The sequence below is a fragment of the Mycobacterium paragordonae genome, assembly GCF_003614435.1.
GTDB classification, from domain to species: Bacteria; Actinomycetota; Actinomycetes; order Mycobacteriales; family Mycobacteriaceae; genus Mycobacterium; species Mycobacterium paragordonae.
The window spans coordinates 6,165,383-6,179,307 of the sequence record NZ_CP025546.1 but is presented as its reverse complement, the minus strand read 5'-3'; the positions used below and the strand labels follow the sequence as shown (position 1 = coordinate 6,179,307).

At 66.0% G+C, this 13,925-nt stretch carries 17 protein-coding genes; 9 read left to right on the top strand and 8 right to left on the bottom strand.

The window, feature by feature from the left end:
* Positions 1-21 precede the first annotated feature (21 nt).
* The 4 genes from C0J29_RS27550 to C0J29_RS27535 all read left to right on the top strand — a co-directional run bounded on the left by C0J29_RS27550 (position 22) and on the right by C0J29_RS27535 (position 3,417).
* Positions 22-936, top strand: coding sequence for an acetaldehyde dehydrogenase (acetylating) (locus tag C0J29_RS27550; protein WP_120794173.1), 915 nt, complete (start codon positions 22-24; stop codon positions 934-936).
* Complete coding sequence (gene dmpG, locus C0J29_RS27545) at positions 933-1,982, top strand: 4-hydroxy-2-oxovalerate aldolase (protein WP_120794172.1); 1,050 nt, start codon at positions 933-935, stop codon at positions 1,980-1,982. Before C0J29_RS27550 ends, dmpG begins: the two co-directional genes overlap by 4 nt.
* A 221-nt stretch (positions 1,983-2,203) precedes the next feature.
* On the top strand, positions 2,204-2,887 hold the full coding sequence (locus C0J29_RS27540; RefSeq protein ID WP_162951573.1) for a hypothetical protein: 684 nt from the start codon (positions 2,204-2,206) through the stop codon (positions 2,885-2,887).
* 5 nt (positions 2,888-2,892) lie between these two features.
* Positions 2,893-3,417, top strand: a complete 525-nt coding sequence (locus tag C0J29_RS27535) for a hypothetical protein (RefSeq protein WP_120794170.1) — start codon at positions 2,893-2,895, stop codon at positions 3,415-3,417.
* Positions 3,418-3,440: 23 nt separating this feature from the next.
* Here C0J29_RS27535 and C0J29_RS34060 read toward each other — a convergent pair whose 3' ends face one another.
* On the bottom strand, positions 3,441-4,067 hold the full coding sequence (locus C0J29_RS34060) for a hypothetical protein (protein ID WP_240743986.1): 627 nt from the start codon (positions 4,065-4,067) through the stop codon (positions 3,441-3,443).
* Positions 4,068-4,187: 120 nt separating this feature from the next.
* Here C0J29_RS34060 and C0J29_RS27525 point away from each other — a divergent pair, with 120 nt between their 5' ends.
* The 4 genes from C0J29_RS27525 to C0J29_RS27510 all read left to right on the top strand — a co-directional run bounded on the left by C0J29_RS27525 (position 4,188) and on the right by C0J29_RS27510 (position 7,618).
* The gene (locus C0J29_RS27525) at positions 4,188-4,478 is read left to right on the top strand and encodes a hypothetical protein (protein ID WP_120794169.1); all 291 of its coding nucleotides are present in this window, start codon (positions 4,188-4,190) and stop codon (positions 4,476-4,478) included.
* 91 nt (positions 4,479-4,569) lie between these two features.
* Positions 4,570-5,697 carry a hypothetical protein gene (locus tag C0J29_RS27520; RefSeq protein WP_065042753.1) on the top strand — a complete coding sequence of 376 codons (1,128 nt, stop codon included), beginning with the start codon at positions 4,570-4,572 and terminating at the stop codon, positions 5,695-5,697.
* The gene (locus tag C0J29_RS27515; protein WP_120794168.1) at positions 5,694-6,476 is read left to right on the top strand and encodes an SDR family oxidoreductase; all 783 of its coding nucleotides are present in this window, start codon (positions 5,694-5,696) and stop codon (positions 6,474-6,476) included. Before C0J29_RS27520 ends, C0J29_RS27515 begins: the two co-directional genes overlap by 4 nt.
* Positions 6,476-7,618 carry a sulfotransferase family protein gene (locus C0J29_RS27510; RefSeq protein WP_120794167.1) on the top strand — a complete coding sequence of 381 codons (1,143 nt, stop codon included), beginning with the start codon at positions 6,476-6,478 and terminating at the stop codon, positions 7,616-7,618. The genes C0J29_RS27515 and C0J29_RS27510 overlap by 1 nt, the downstream gene beginning before the upstream one ends.
* Before the next feature lie 64 nt (positions 7,619-7,682).
* On the opposite strand, the gene C0J29_RS27505 is transcribed toward C0J29_RS27510, so the two are convergent.
* The gene (locus C0J29_RS27505; RefSeq protein ID WP_120794166.1) at positions 7,683-8,123 is read right to left on the bottom strand and encodes a hypothetical protein; all 441 of its coding nucleotides are present in this window, start codon (positions 8,121-8,123) and stop codon (positions 7,683-7,685) included.
* Positions 8,124-8,128: 5 nt separating this feature from the next.
* Positions 8,129-9,313 carry a 3-ketosteroid-9-alpha-monooxygenase, oxygenase component gene (locus C0J29_RS27500; protein WP_120794165.1) on the bottom strand — a complete coding sequence of 395 codons (1,185 nt, stop codon included), beginning with the start codon at positions 9,311-9,313 and terminating at the stop codon, positions 8,129-8,131.
* A 124-nt stretch (positions 9,314-9,437) separates the two neighbouring features.
* Here C0J29_RS27500 and C0J29_RS27495 point away from each other — a divergent pair, with 124 nt between their 5' ends.
* Positions 9,438-9,977, top strand: coding sequence for a gamma carbonic anhydrase family protein (locus C0J29_RS27495; RefSeq protein ID WP_120795003.1), 540 nt, complete (start codon positions 9,438-9,440; stop codon positions 9,975-9,977).
* Here the strand turns inward: C0J29_RS27495 and C0J29_RS27490 are convergent.
* Genes C0J29_RS27490 through C0J29_RS27470 form a run of 5 tightly spaced genes read right to left on the bottom strand, consistent with a single transcriptional unit; the run spans position 9,974 to position 13,918 of the window.
* The gene (locus C0J29_RS27490; protein ID WP_120794164.1) at positions 9,974-10,348 is read right to left on the bottom strand and encodes a hypothetical protein; all 375 of its coding nucleotides are present in this window, start codon (positions 10,346-10,348) and stop codon (positions 9,974-9,976) included. The two genes, C0J29_RS27495 and C0J29_RS27490, sit on opposite strands and share 4 nt — an antisense overlap.
* A gap of 36 nt (positions 10,349-10,384) precedes the next feature.
* Positions 10,385-10,789, bottom strand: coding sequence for a nuclear transport factor 2 family protein (locus C0J29_RS27485; RefSeq protein WP_120794163.1), 405 nt, complete (start codon positions 10,787-10,789; stop codon positions 10,385-10,387).
* A complete protein-coding gene (locus C0J29_RS27480) occupies positions 10,786-11,667 on the bottom strand; it encodes a TIGR03619 family F420-dependent LLM class oxidoreductase (protein ID WP_120794162.1) in 882 nt (293 codons plus the stop codon). The genes C0J29_RS27485 and C0J29_RS27480 overlap by 4 nt, the downstream gene beginning before the upstream one ends.
* The gene (locus C0J29_RS27475) at positions 11,664-12,857 is read right to left on the bottom strand and encodes a thiolase domain-containing protein (RefSeq protein WP_120794161.1); all 1,194 of its coding nucleotides are present in this window, start codon (positions 12,855-12,857) and stop codon (positions 11,664-11,666) included. The genes C0J29_RS27480 and C0J29_RS27475 overlap by 4 nt, the downstream gene beginning before the upstream one ends.
* The gene (locus C0J29_RS27470) at positions 12,857-13,918 is read right to left on the bottom strand and encodes a thiolase domain-containing protein (protein ID WP_120794160.1); all 1,062 of its coding nucleotides are present in this window, start codon (positions 13,916-13,918) and stop codon (positions 12,857-12,859) included. Before C0J29_RS27470 ends, C0J29_RS27475 begins: the two co-directional genes overlap by 1 nt.
* Positions 13,919-13,925 lie beyond the last annotated feature (7 nt).

The window sequence follows — 13,925 nt, the reverse complement described above, 5'->3', positions numbered from 1 at the left end:
TCTCAATAAGGGAGTCTTCTCATGCCTGCTAAGGCAAGCGTCGCCATCGTCGGATCGGGAAACATCAGCACCGATCTGCTCTACAAGCTGCTGAGATCCGACTGGCTGGAACCCCGCTGGATGGTGGGCATCGACCCGGAGAGTGAGGGTCTGGCGCGGGCCCGCAAGCTCGGGCTGGAGACGAGTCACAAGGGTGCCGATTGGCTCCTGGAACAGGATGAGAAGCCCGACCTGGTGTTCGAGGCGACCAGCGCCTACGTGCACAAAGCGGCAGCGCCCAAGTACGAGGCCGCGGGCATCCGGGCCATCGATCTGACCCCGGCCGCCGTGGGTCCCGCGGTGATCCCGCCGGCGAACCTGCGCGCGCACCTGGACGCGCCGAACGTCAACATGATCACCTGCGGCGGGCAGGCGACGATTCCAATCGTGTACGCCGTGTCCCGCGTCGTGGATGTGCCGTACGCCGAGATCGTGGCGTCCGTTGCTTCGGTGTCGGCGGGCCCGGGGACGCGCGCCAATATCGATGAATTCACCAAGACGACCTCGCGCGGGGTGCAGACCATCGGTGGGGCCGCCCGCGGCAAGGCGATCATCATCCTGAACCCGGCGGACCCGCCGATGATCATGCGCGACACCATCTTCTGCGCAATCCCCGAGGACGCCGACCGGGACGCGATCGCCCAGTCCATCCGTGACGTGGTCGCCGAGGTGCAGACCTATGTGCCGGGATACCGATTGCTCAACGAACCGCAGTTCGACGAACCGTCGGTGGTCAACGGCGGCAACCATGTGGTGACGACATTCGTCGAGGTTGAGGGCGCCGGAGATTACCTGCCGCCGTACGCGGGCAACCTGGACATCATGACCGCGGCCGCGACCAAGGTCGGCGAGGAAATCGCCAAAGAGACGCTGGCAGTGACTGGAGGCGCACGATGAGCGGCCACATTCTCGAAGGCGCCTGGGACATCCGGATCACGGACACTTCCCTGCGCGACGGGTCCCACCACAAGAGGCATCAGTTCACCATGGACGAGGTGCGCTCCATCGTGACGGCGCTCGACGCCGCCGGGGTGCCGGTGATCGAGGTGACGCACGGCGACGGCCTCGGCGGCTCGTCATTCAACTACGGCTTCTCGAAGACACCTGAGCAGGAGCTGATCAAGCTCGCCGCCGAGACCGCGCAGGAGGCGAAGATCGCCTTTCTGATGCTGCCCGGCGTGGGCACAAAAGAGGACATCAAAGCGGCGCAGGACAACGGCGGTTCGATCTGCCGCATCGCCACCCACTGCACCGAAGCCGACGTGTCCATTCAGCACTTCGGCCTGGCCCGCGAATTGGGATTGGAAACCGTTGGGTTCCTGATGATGGCGCACACCATTCCGCCGGAGAAATTGGCCGCGCAGGCCCGCATCATGGCCGACGCCGGTTGCCAGTGCGTCTACGTGGTCGACTCGGCCGGGGCCCTGGTGCTTGACGGTGTGGCCGACCGGGTGGCGGCGCTGGTGGCCGAACTCGGCGAGGACGCGCAGGTGGGCTTCCACGGGCACGAGAACCTCGGCCTCGGGGTGGCCAACTCGGTGGAAGCCGTGCGCGCCGGGGCCAAGCAGATCGACGGCAGCGTGCGCCGGTTCGGCGCGGGTGCGGGCAACGCGCCGGTGGAGGCGCTGATCGGGGTGTTCGACAAGATCGGCGTCAAGACCGGCATCGACTTCTTCGACATCGCCGACGCCGCCGAAGACGTGGTGCGCCCGGCCATGCCGGCCGAATGCCTGCTGGACCGCAACGCGCTGGTCATGGGCTACTCGGGGGTCTACTCGTCTTTCCTCAAGCACGCCGTGCGTCAGGGTGAGCGCTACGGGGTCCCGGCTCACGAGTTATTGCACCGGGCGGGCCAGCGCAAGCTGATCGGCGGACAGGAAGACCAGCTGATCGACATCGCGCTGGAGATCAAGCGCGAGCAGGAGAGCGCAGCGGCGAAGTAACTCCGTCGTCGAAAGTCGTCGGATGTGGGGCGGGGTAAAATGGCCCGTACGGGTCGGGGGACTCTAGCGATAGAGCTTTCCCGTGGGGCGGATGATGAAGATGAAGCAGCTGGCAGCCGGTTTCGCGATAGCTGCCGCGTTCTCCGTAGTAGCCGTTAATCCTCTAGGCATTCCAACCGTCGGTCTCGACATGCCGGTCGCCAGCGCCAAGCCCGGCGGTGGTGGTGGCGGCGGAGGCGGTGGCGGCGGCGGAGGCGGCGGTGGCGGCGGAGGCGGGGGCGGTGGTCCCGCTCCGCACGGTGGCGGCGGTGGCGGCGGTGGTCCTGCGCCGCACGGTGGCGGTGGTAATGGCGGTGGTCCCGGTGGTGGCGGTGGTGGTGGCGGTCCTGCGCCGCAGGCCGGTGGTGGTCCGGCGCCCCACGGTGGCGGTGGTCCTGGCGGCGGTGGTCCCGGTGGCGGTGGTGCTGGTGGCGGGGGCGGTCCCGCGCCGCAGGCCGGTGGTGGGCCTGCGCCGCATGGTGGTGGTCCCGGAGGTGGGCGCCCCGGCGGTGGTGGTCCCGGTGGTGGCGGTCCTGCAACGCAGGCCGGTGGCGGACCGGCGCCGCACGGTGGCGGGGGCCCTGGTGGCGGTGGCCCTGGTGGTGGACCTGCTACCGCACCCGGTCAGGGCGGGGGTCCCGGTGGACCGCAAGGACGCAACCCCGGACCGGCGGCGACGCAGTTGCGTGGCGGTTTGGGCGTACCCGGCGCAGGGCCCAATGTCGGTTTCAGCGGCGGCCAGCGCGGTCCAGGTGGCGAGTTCCGAGGGGCATTCCGCGGGACAGGCGCACCGGCGGCCGACTTCCGCGGCGCCTTCCGTGGCCCAGGCGGGCCGCGCGCAGACTTCCGGGGCGGATTGCGACTGAACGGCATGGCACCCGGAAACTTCCGGGCAGCCTTGCGCGGCCTGGCCGCGCCACCCTTTGCCCGGTGGTGGGGTCCCCGGGGAGACCTGGGCATCAACGTCCGAGGACTCGACTGGCCGCGCGCGAACGTGAACTGGCGCCTCGGCTGGCGCGGCGGCCCGGCGTGGCACTTCCGCGGTGACTTCAGGGGTCCCGGCGCCCCGATCGGGGATCTGTTCTGGAACGTCGCGTTCCGGAGCCCAGGCCTGCATCTGTTGCCGCCGCCGTGGCACGGCGGCCCCGCGCCGTGGGGCCTGGGACGCGCGCCATGGGGTTGGGGCCCACCACCTCCGCCTCCGCGCGGGTGGGGTGCGCCGCTCCGGGACGCGCTGCTCCCGTTCGGGGGCTGGGGACCCTGGCCACCTCCGGCCGGCTGGGTGGCACCGACGCTTAACTACCTGGGCTACTCGGTGCTGCCGCTGTGGGATCCCTACTACCAGCAGTGGGGCTTCTGGCTATATGGGGTGTGGGTTCCGCTGCAGCCCTACTGACCAGCCCTACTGACCCCCTGCTTCTACCAGCCGATTCCGATCTGCTGGCAGGTGGACAACACCCCTCCGTAGGCGACGATGCTGTCGGTCCACGCGGCCTCGTCGTACTGAGTGCCTGCCCCGGGACGCACGCTGGCGACGAATAACTGCATGTCGTCGATGTAGCGCTGGAGCGCGCGCGTGGTCAGGCGCGGAGGGTTGGCGTGCGCGTCGAGGGCCTGCTGGGTGCGGCCCGCCCAGTCCCGAGTGTCGGTGACGAACTTCGGCAGCGCGGCGTCTCGTTCCGGCGAACCGGCCTCACCCGTGGCCAGAAACGCGTTGCTGCGATCGTCGTTCTCCTTCATCAAGGGTCCGATCGCCTGACATAACGCCTTATCCGCGTCGGCTACGGGCGTTTTCGGCGCACTTGCCGCCGGTGCGGGCGCGGAATCGGTCAGCAGCGCGATCAGGGACATCACCAGTGCGGCGACTGCCAGCAGGATTGCCAGCCCTATGCCCAGGGTCGTGAAGGAAGGGCGGCGGCGCTGCGGGGGCTCGAGAGAGAAATCAGGTGCCGCCGTCTCGCGCGGCAATGGATCGGTCTGCGGACCAGTTGGAATCGGGCCGCCCATCCGGCGACCGCCACGGAACTCCCCACCGCGCGTACTCATGTAAATCCAGCTTAGTCGGGTCGCTTTTTGGCGGTGTGCGTCGCTCTGCGGCGCGCGTAGCCTCGAAGGCATCGGACCAGTGCCGACATGTGAATACAACCGTATTGAAGGAGCGATCCGATGACCGTGAGCAAGGGTCTTCTGGCCGGTGGTCTGCTGAGTGTCGCTGCGGCTGCCTTTATTACTGTGCCTGTGGCCGGCGCCGATCCGGGCCAGCAGTGCAACACCACGTTCGGCCAGACGGCGTCCGAGCAGGTTCAGGGCTACCTGGATCACCACCCTGACGTGAAGGCCGAAATCACGGCGCGCTCGCAGGCGTCGGGGTCGGGCACCAACCTGGTCGATTACCTGAACCGGCACCCGGACGTGCGGCAGGCGCTGATCACGCTGGCGAACCAGTGCACCTCGTGAGGTGATCGGGCTTCGTCGTTGAGCGTCGCGTGCGACACGCGCAAATGTTCGCGGTTGACTCAAAATAGGAACACGTTCTAGCGTCAAGTACGTGTTTTCTGATCCGCTCAACGAAGCGATCGCGGAAGCCGAGCAGCTTGTGGCCGCCGCCCCGCATATCGAGACCGAAGCCGACCTGTTCGAAGGCCTCCAGTATCTGGCCGGCTGCATTGCCGGCTGTATGCATCTGGCCTTCGACTACGAACGCGACCATCCCTTCCTGCAGTCCGGGACCGGGCCGTTCACCAAGATGGGACTGGACAACCCGGACACTCTGTACTTCGGAACCCGGGTGCACGCCGACCGCGACTACGTGGTCCGCGGTGTCCGCGGCACCACCACCGACCTCAGCTTCCAGCTGCTCGGGGGCGAATACACCGACGACAACGTGCCCGCCAGCCAGGCCGCGTTCGATGACCGCGAACTCGACATCGCGCCCGACGGCAGCTTCGAGTGGCGGTTGCGGCCAACCAGCGCAGGGCAACTCGTCATGCGCGAGGTCTACGGTGACTGGTCGGCGACTCGGGGCACGCTGACCATCGAGCGGTTGGACACCGCGGGCACCGCGCCGCCGCCGCTGACCCGGGAGTTGATCGAAAAGCGTTATGCCACAGCGGGTAAGCAGCTGGTTAACCGGGTAAAGACCTGGCTGCAGTTCCCGCAGTGGTTCTATCTGAAGATCCCCGTCAACACGATGGTGCCGCCGCGGCTGACCCCCGGCGGGCTGGCGACCCAGTACTCGTCGGTCGGCCACTTCGAGTTGCGGCCGGACCAAGCGCTGGTGATAACGGTGCCGGTGAGTGACGCCCCGTATCTCGGCTTCCAGCTGGGCAGCATGTGGTACATCTCGCTGGACTACATCAACCACCAGACGTCGCTGAATAACACTCAGGCGCAGGCGGATCCGGACGGCAAGGTACGCATCGTGGTCAGCGACCAGAACCCCGGCGTGACCAATTGGGTTGAAACGCTTGGCCACCGCCGTGGGTTCCTGCAGTTCCGCTGGCAGCGGGTGTCTCGGGAGCTCACCGAGGCCGACGGACCGACCGTCGAGTTAGTCGACGTCGATGCGGTACCGGCTTCGCTGCCCTACTTCGAGCACAACAAGATTTCCGAAGACGACTGGCGAGCGCGTATTGCGCTGCGCCAGTTGCAGATTGCGGCAAGGATGCTGGGATGACCGATCTGCTCGACGGCAAGGTGGTAGTGATCAGCGGCGTCGGCCCGGGTCTGGGCACCACGCTGGCGCGCCGGTGTGCGCTCGAAGGAGCCGACCTGGTATTGGCGGCACGCAGCGCCGACCGGTTGGACGACGTGGCCAAGCAGGCGGTCGACCTGGGCCGCAAGGCGGTCGCGGTGCCCACCGACATCACCGACGATGATCAGGTGAAAAACCTGGTCGACGCTTCCCTGGAGGCGTTCGGCAAGGTCGACGTGCTGGTCAACAACGCGTTCCGGGTCCCGTCGATGAAGCCGTTGGCCGGCACCACCTTTCAGCACATCCGGGACGCGATCGAACTCAGCGCACTGGGAGCGTTGCGGCTGATTCAGGCCTTCACGCCGGCACTGGCCGCCGCGAACGGTTCGGTCGTCAACGTCAACTCCATGGTGATCCGGCACTCGCAGGCCAAGTACGGCGCCTACAAGATGGCTAAGTCGGCTTTGTTGTCCATGTCGCAGTCGCTGGCGACCGAGCTCGGCGAGCAGGGTATTCGCGTCAATTCCGTTGCGCCGGGCTATATCTGGGGCGACACGCTGCAGGGTTACTTCAACCACCAGGCCGGTAAGTACGGCACCACCGCCGAGCAGATCTACCAGGCGACCGCCGCGAACTCGGATCTGAAGCGGTTACCCACCGAGGACGAGGTGGCATCGGCCATCCTCTTCATGGCCAGCGATCTGTCCAGCGGCATCACCGGCCAGACCCTGGACGTCAACTGCGGGGAGTACCACACCTGATGGAGCGCACCGACGTAGGCACCGTCGATGACCTGCACGCATCGGCGACCAAACTGACCGGGCTGGACGATTTCGGCACCGACGACGACAACTACCGCGAAGCGCTGAGCGTGTTGCTGGATTCGTACAAGCGCGAAGCGGGCCTAACGGCGTTGGGCAGCAAGATGAATCGGTTCTTCCTGCGCGGCGCGCTGGTGGCCAGGCTGCTGTCCGAGTCGGCGTGGAAGCAGCACCCGGCATACGCGGACGTCGCCATCGAGCGGCCCATTTTCGTGACGGGACTGCCGCGCACCGGAACGACCGTGCTGCATCGGCTGCTGGGCGCCGATCCGGCGCACCAAGGACTGCATCTGTGGTTGGCCGAATTCCCACAGCCCCGTCCGCCGCGGGACACCTGGGACTCGAACCCGTGGTACAGCCAGCTGAATGAGCAGTTCAACAAGCATCATGCGGAGAACCCGGAATACACCGGCCTGCACTTCATGGCGGCCTACGAGTTGGAGGAGTGCTGGCAGCTGCTGCGCCAGTCGCTGCATTCGGTGTCCTATGAGACGTTGGCGCACCTGCCGAGCTACGCGCAATGGCTGGCCCGGCAGGACTGGACCCCGTCCTATCAGCGGCACCGGCGCAATCTGCAACTCATCGGGATGAATGACGCCGACAAGCGTTGGGTGCTCAAGAATCCCAGCCACCTGTTCGCGTTGGACGCGTTGATGGCGACCTATCCCGACGCACTGGTGATCCAGACGCACCGGCCCGTGGAGACGATATTGGCCTCGATGTGCTCGTTGGCGCAGCACACCGCCGAGGACTGGTCGACGAACTTCACCGCTGACCAGATCGGTGCTGACGCAATGGAAACTTGGTCACGCGGGCTCGAGCGGTTCAATGCCGTTCGCGCATCGCAAAATCCGGCCCAGTTCTGCGATGTGGATTACCACGACCTGATCGCCGACCCGCTCGGCACCGTCGCTTCGGTGTACCGGCATTTCGGTCTGACGCTGACCGACGAGGCGCGAAAGGCCATGGAGGACAGCCACGCCGAAAGCCAGACTGGTGCGCGGGCCCCGAAGCACAAGTACTCGCTGGCCGACTACGGGTTGACCGCCGAGGAGGTCAAGGAGCGCTTCGCGGGGCTGTGATCGGGGTTTGCCTGCCGCGTCGCTGAGACCGGCGGCATTATGTTTGCCCGCCTCTCAGCGACAACTACTCGGCAGCCTCGAGAATCCCTTCGGCCACGGCATGTTCGATGCTGTCGGAAAGCCGAGGGCAGGACCGGGTCCGCGCGGTGTTCCCGCCGCAGGCGCGAACTTCGGCGAAGTGCGCACAGCGCTGCGAGGACTCGGTATTCCATTGCACCGCAGTGTGACCGGGACCCAACCAGCGCACCGACACGGTGACGTGGCAGAACCGGCAGTCCACCGGATGTAGCCCGGCCGTCAGATAACGCTCCCGATCCGCGCGGCTGGCCTCGGCCACTGCGGCGGCCCGTTGCGGGTCGTTGGCCAAATCCCTTGATTTGGACCAGGAACCGGAGCCGCCGTTCGCGGCATGCGGTTCGTCGTGATCATGGTGGTCGCCACGCAGCATCAGCATCGACCGGGCAAGCCGATCGACGTCGGGAACGGCCGGCTGATTCTCAGACATGTCCGTCAGTGTTGCTCGGCGGGCACTTCATCGGAAACCGCGTCGTCGGAAACCGCTTCCGCGTCCTTGGCTTTCAGGTTCTCGGCGACCTCGGCGTTCCAGAACTCGTTGGCGCGGGCGGTGTCGACCTCCATCTCGAAGCGCTCCACCATTTCCGGTGTGATGTCGGCGACGTCCACGTAAAACTGCTGATACCAGCGACGCATCTGATAGACGGCGCCGTCCTCCTCGACCAGCAACGGGTTGTCGATGCGGGTCTTGTGCTTCCAGATCTCGACGTCCTGCATGAAGCCCTTGCTGACGCCTTCGGTGAAGACGCGGGAGAGCTTGTCGCTCATCTTTTCGTCCAGGCCCTTGGGCTTTTCGACGATGACGCCCCACTGCAGCACGAAGGAGTCTTGCGTGACCGGGTAGTGGCAGTTGATCAGGATCGACTCGGACTTGTAGCCGCTGTAGCTGTTGTGCAGCCAGTTGATCATGAACGACGGCCCGAAATAGGAAGCCTCCGAGTCCAATTCCGCTTCGCCGTACGAGGTGCCCAGATCGTTGACGTCGGGACGGCCCACGTTGTGCAGGTACTGCGACGCGATGTGACCCTCGAAGACGTTCTTGAAGTAAGTCGGCAACCCGAAGTGAATGTAGAAGAAGTGCGCCATGTCGGTGACGTTGTCGATGATGTCCCGGCAGTTGGAGCCTTCGATGAGGATCCGGTTCCAGCGCCAGTCGGTCCAGTCGTCGCTGTGGGCTTCGGGAATCTCCGGGATCTGGACCGCGGGGTCCGGCGGGTTTCCTTCGTGGTCGTGCCAGACGAACAGCAGCCCGCCACGGACGTCGGTGGTCCAGGCGCGGGTGCGGGCCGTCTTCGGAGTGCGCTTGGCGTAGGGGACCAGTTTGCAGCGGCCGTCGCCGCCCCACCGCCAGTCGTGGAAGGGGCAGGCGACCTCGTCGCCCTGGATGGTGCCTTCGGACAGGTCACCGCCCATGTGCCGGCAGTAGCCGTCCAGAATCTTGATGTCGCCATTGGAGTCGGCGAAGACGACCAGCTTCGTGCCGAACGCCTCGACGGAGTGCGGCTTGCCGTCGCGGAAGTCCTCGGCGACGCCCAGGCAGTGCCAGCCTCGGGCATATCTGGTGGGCAACGCGCCGGCATCGATCTCCCGGACACCGACGCCAGTTGTGTCGGTACTCACCTGTCACCTCCAGATCTTGGGTACTAACTAGAACACGTTACAGTTTTGGGGCGGGGGAGCGCAACGACGGCGAGTCCTGCTGGGTTTGCTGAAGGCGTATGCGCATTAGGGGTATATGTATTTGATGCCGCTGTTCTCGTTCGAAGGCCGCTCGCCGAAGGTCGATCCGACGGCGTTCGTGGCCCCGACCGCCACCCTGATCGGCGACGTCACAGTCGAGGCAGGGGCGTCCGTCTGGTACAACGCCGTGCTGCGCGGCGACTACGCGCCCGTGGTGATCCGTGAGGGCGCCAACGTGCAGGACGGCTCGGTGTTGCACGCACCGCCGGGAATACCGGTCGACGTCGGCCCTGGGGCCACCGTGGCGCATCTGTGTGTGATTCACGGGGCGCATATCGGGTCTGAGGCGTTGATCGCCAACCATGCGACGGTGCTGGACGGTGCGGTGATCGGGGCGCGCTGCATGGTCGCCGCCGGTGCTGTGGTGGTGGGCGGTACGCAGATTCCGGCCGGGATGCTGGTGACCGGTGCGCCGGCCAAGGTGAAGGGGCCGATCGAGGGCACCGGCGCCGAGATGTGGGTCAACGTCAACCCGCAGGCCTATCGGGATCTGGCGCAGCGGCATATCGCGGGCGTGGAGCCGATCGAGGCTTCCTCGGACTAGGCGTGGTGCGGGCTGGCGGCGCTGATCAACGCATCGGGGTCGGTCACGCTGACGTACAACGTCCTGAGCTTGATGGGCAGTCCCATGACGCGTGCGCGCGCCGCTGGATCGATGGTCAACTCGACTATTCCGTTCGAGGACCCGTTGACCAGCCAGCGGCCCCGAAAGCCGTGGGCGCCCCAGGACAACACCCGCTCGTCGTTGGGTTTGGCGTTCACGATCGATGACAGAGGAATGGCGGCGTCGAAGCCCCAGCCGAACTTGACGCGTAAGGTCCCGTCCTGAATCCGCACCTGGCTGCGCTTGGGCCCCAGCCCCAGCGGAACAGACAGCGGGAGAAACCAACGGTCATAGCGCATTTCGAGAGTCATGCCGCGAAGTCTAGGCGCGCCCAGACGGAAAATAATCTATATTTTTTTCACGCTGGCGACGGCGCGGTCCATCTCCCAGTACGCGCGCAGTGCCACCATCTGTCCGTCGTCGTTGGCCTTGTAGGTGAAAACGCCTTCGGCCGTGGTCTGATAGTCGCCGGTGGTGATCAGGATGTGCCCGACGTTGGCTTCCTCGTTGCCACACTGGTAGGTGTCGCGGAAGAAGAACTCGATGCGGGTGGTGGGCGCGATCGCTTTGTCCCAGAACGCCGATATGGCGTCACGGCCCCGGTGCCCCTTGCCTTCGGGGTCGAAAGCCGATGGGCCGATTGGATCTTCGACGATGGCGTCCTCGGCGAACACAGCCAGCCAGGCGTTCTTATCGCGGGCGGCTACCGCCTCGCGGGAGCGCCGGCCGGCCTCGTGCGCCGGGCTGGTCACTTGTCCTGCCAGCCCGAGTGAATGTAGGTGTCGGCGAAGCGCTTCATCGAGTCCTGCTTCTTATCCAACGGCGCGTCGAAGGCCAGCCCGTCGAAAACCCACGGGATGGTGATGTAGTCCGTCACCCCGATCTCGGCCAGCTCCCGATGGCCGTCCACGCCGAACTTGTCCATACAGACGGCCTGGTATTCGAAAGGATCGTCCGCACGGCCGTTTTCGGCAAGGAGCGTCTTGAGCTTCTTGATCGTCTCGTCCAGTTCCGCATGCGTCATCATCGCGCTCGTCCACCCGTCGCTGACCCGGGCGGCACGCTTGAGCGCGACGTCGGTGTGGCCGCCGACATAGAACGGCACCGGCTCGCTGGGGGCGGGGCTCATCTGCAGGCGGTCGAAATCGTAGAACTCACCGTGGAATTCGACCATGCCACCGGCCAGCACCAGCTTGATCACTTCAATCATCTCGTCGACACGCTTGCCGCGACGGGCATACGGCACTCCGCACCACTCGAATTCCTCAGGTGCCCAGCCGATTCCGACGCCGAAGCCGAAGCGGTTGTTGGTCAGGTTGGCCACCGAGCCGACCTGCCGGGCCAGCAGCAGCGGATTGCGCGAACCCAGCTTCAGCACGTTGGTGTAGAACCGCAGCTTCGAGGTGACCGCACCCATCGTGCCCGCCAGAATCAGCGGATCGACCCAGGGGGAGTGCTCATCGAACATTCGCTTGCCGTCGGCGGTGTAGGGGTAGTCGACGGACTGTTGCTCGAAGTAGAAGATCGAATCCGGCAGCGCGATGGAGTCGAACCCGACTTCCTCTGCGGTCTTGGCGAGCTCGGTCAGCTGGTCGATCGGGCTGAACGCGATACTGAGGGTGTACTTCATTTCGCGGTCTCCCCCGGCTTGTCGCTGCCGACTACCCACATGGAGTAATACTGTGATCCGCCGCCGTAGGCGTGGCCCAACGCTTTCCGGGCATTCGGCACCTGATGGTCACCGCCCTTGCCCATCACCTGAATCGCGGCCTCGGCGAAGCGGATCAGGCCGGAGGCGCCGATCGGGTTGGAGGACAGCACGCCGCCCGACGGGTTGACCGGGATGCGCCCGCCGATCGCCGTCTCACCGGCTTCGGTGAGTTTCCAGCCTTCACCCTCGGGCGCAAACCCGAGGCTTTCCAACCACATCGGCTCGAACCAGGAGAACGGCACGTAAATCTCCGCGGCGTCGATCTCGTCGATGGGGCTGGTGATTCCGGCGGCCTTCCACAGAGCGGCGGCCGCGTCACGACTGGCCTGCGGGCTGACCTGGTCACGGCCGGAGAACTGCAGCGGCTCGGTGCGCAACGCGGTGGCGTGGATCCATGCGACGGGGCGGCCCTCAGCCACCTTGGCGTCGGCCGTTTCCTCGTCACCGATGACGACGGCGGCGGCACCATCGGAGGACGGGCAGGTCTCGTCGTAGCGGATCGGGTCCCACAGCATGGGCGACTCCATCACCTTTTCCAGGGTGATGTCGGGCTGGTGTAGGTGGGCCAGCGGGTTGCGGACCCCGTTGAGCCGGTCCTTGACCGCGACCATGGCACCGATGTTGAGCGGCGCTCCGGAGCGGCGGATGTAGGACCGGACGTGCGGGGCGAAATACCCACCGGCGCCCGCACCCACGGGCTTGATGAACGGGATGGGGATCGAAAGTGCCCACATGGCATTGGATTCCGACTGCTTCTCCCACGCCATCGCCAGGACCCGGCGGAGTTTGCCGGACTGCACCAGGCTGGCCGCCACCACGCCGGTGGAGCCACCCACGGAACCCGCGGTGTGCACCCGGATCAGTGGCTTGCCGGTCGCGCCCATGGCGTCGGCCATGAACAGTTCCGGCATCATGACGCCCTCGAAGAAGTCGGGCGCCTTGCCGACGACGACGGCGTCGATGTCGTCGAAGGTGCAACCGGAATCTTCCAGTGCCCGGTCGATGGCCTCGCGGACCATGCCGTTCATCGAAACGTCTTTGCGCTTGGCGACGTACTTGGTCTGCCCGGTACCGAGTACCGCGGCGAGGTGCGCTCCTGCGCCGGCCATCAGTTCTGTCCTTCCATGACCGCGACCAGATTCTGTTGCAGCGCAGGCCCGCTGGTGGCGTGCGCGAGCACCCGCTGTGCCGATCCGTTCCAGATGTGTTGGGCCGCCAGGCCGATACGTTCCAGGCCGGCGACGAACATGGGGTTGGCCGCCAGTGCGCCGCCGGACGGGTTGACCTTCGTCTTGCCGGTCAATCCGATGGCCTCGGCCAGGATCAGGTGCTGGTGGGTGAACGGCGCGTGGATTTCGGCGATGTCGATACCGGTGTCGCCACCGGTGGCCGCTTTGGCGGACACCGCGGTGGACGGTGACGCGGTCAGGTCGCGCGCACCGAGCACCGGGGTTTCGATGCGGTGCTCGATTCCCGTTATCCAGGCCGGGTTTTCGCGCAGCTCGCGGGCTCTGCCATTGGCGGCGAGGACGATTGCGGCCGCGCCGTCGGTGATCGGAGCGATGTCGTGGCGGCGCAGCGGATCGTTGAAGAACGGGCGGGCCAGCAGTTCGTCGATGCTCTTGGCCGGCTTCTCGGAATCGTTGCGCTCGGACTGGGCGAACGAATCGAGGGCGACCTGAGCCATCTGCTGGGGCGTCCATTTGCCGGAGTCCAGGCCGATGCGCGCCTGCAACCCCGCCATCGACACCGAGTCCGGCCACAGCGGCGCAACGGTATAGGGGTCGGTCTGGCGGGTCAGGATCTGGCGCAGAATGCCCGCCGAGGACTTGCCGAAGCCGTACACCAGCGCCGTCTCGACCTCGCCGGTGAGGATCTTGATGTAGGCCTCGTACAGTGCCCAGGCGGCGTCCATCTCAACGTGCGACTCGTTGATCGGCGGTACGGCGCCAATCGAGTCGATCGCCGAGATGAACGAAAATGCCCGTCCGGCAAGATAGTCCGACGACCCTGAGCACCAGAAGCCGATGTCGGACTTGTTGATGCCGAGGTCCTGATACAGCTGGGCGAAGCACGGCATCAACATCTCGACGCCATTGGTGGTGCCGTCGGTGCGGCGGACATGCGGCGCGTGGGCGAAGCCGACCACCGCGACATTGCGATCACTCATGTGTAGC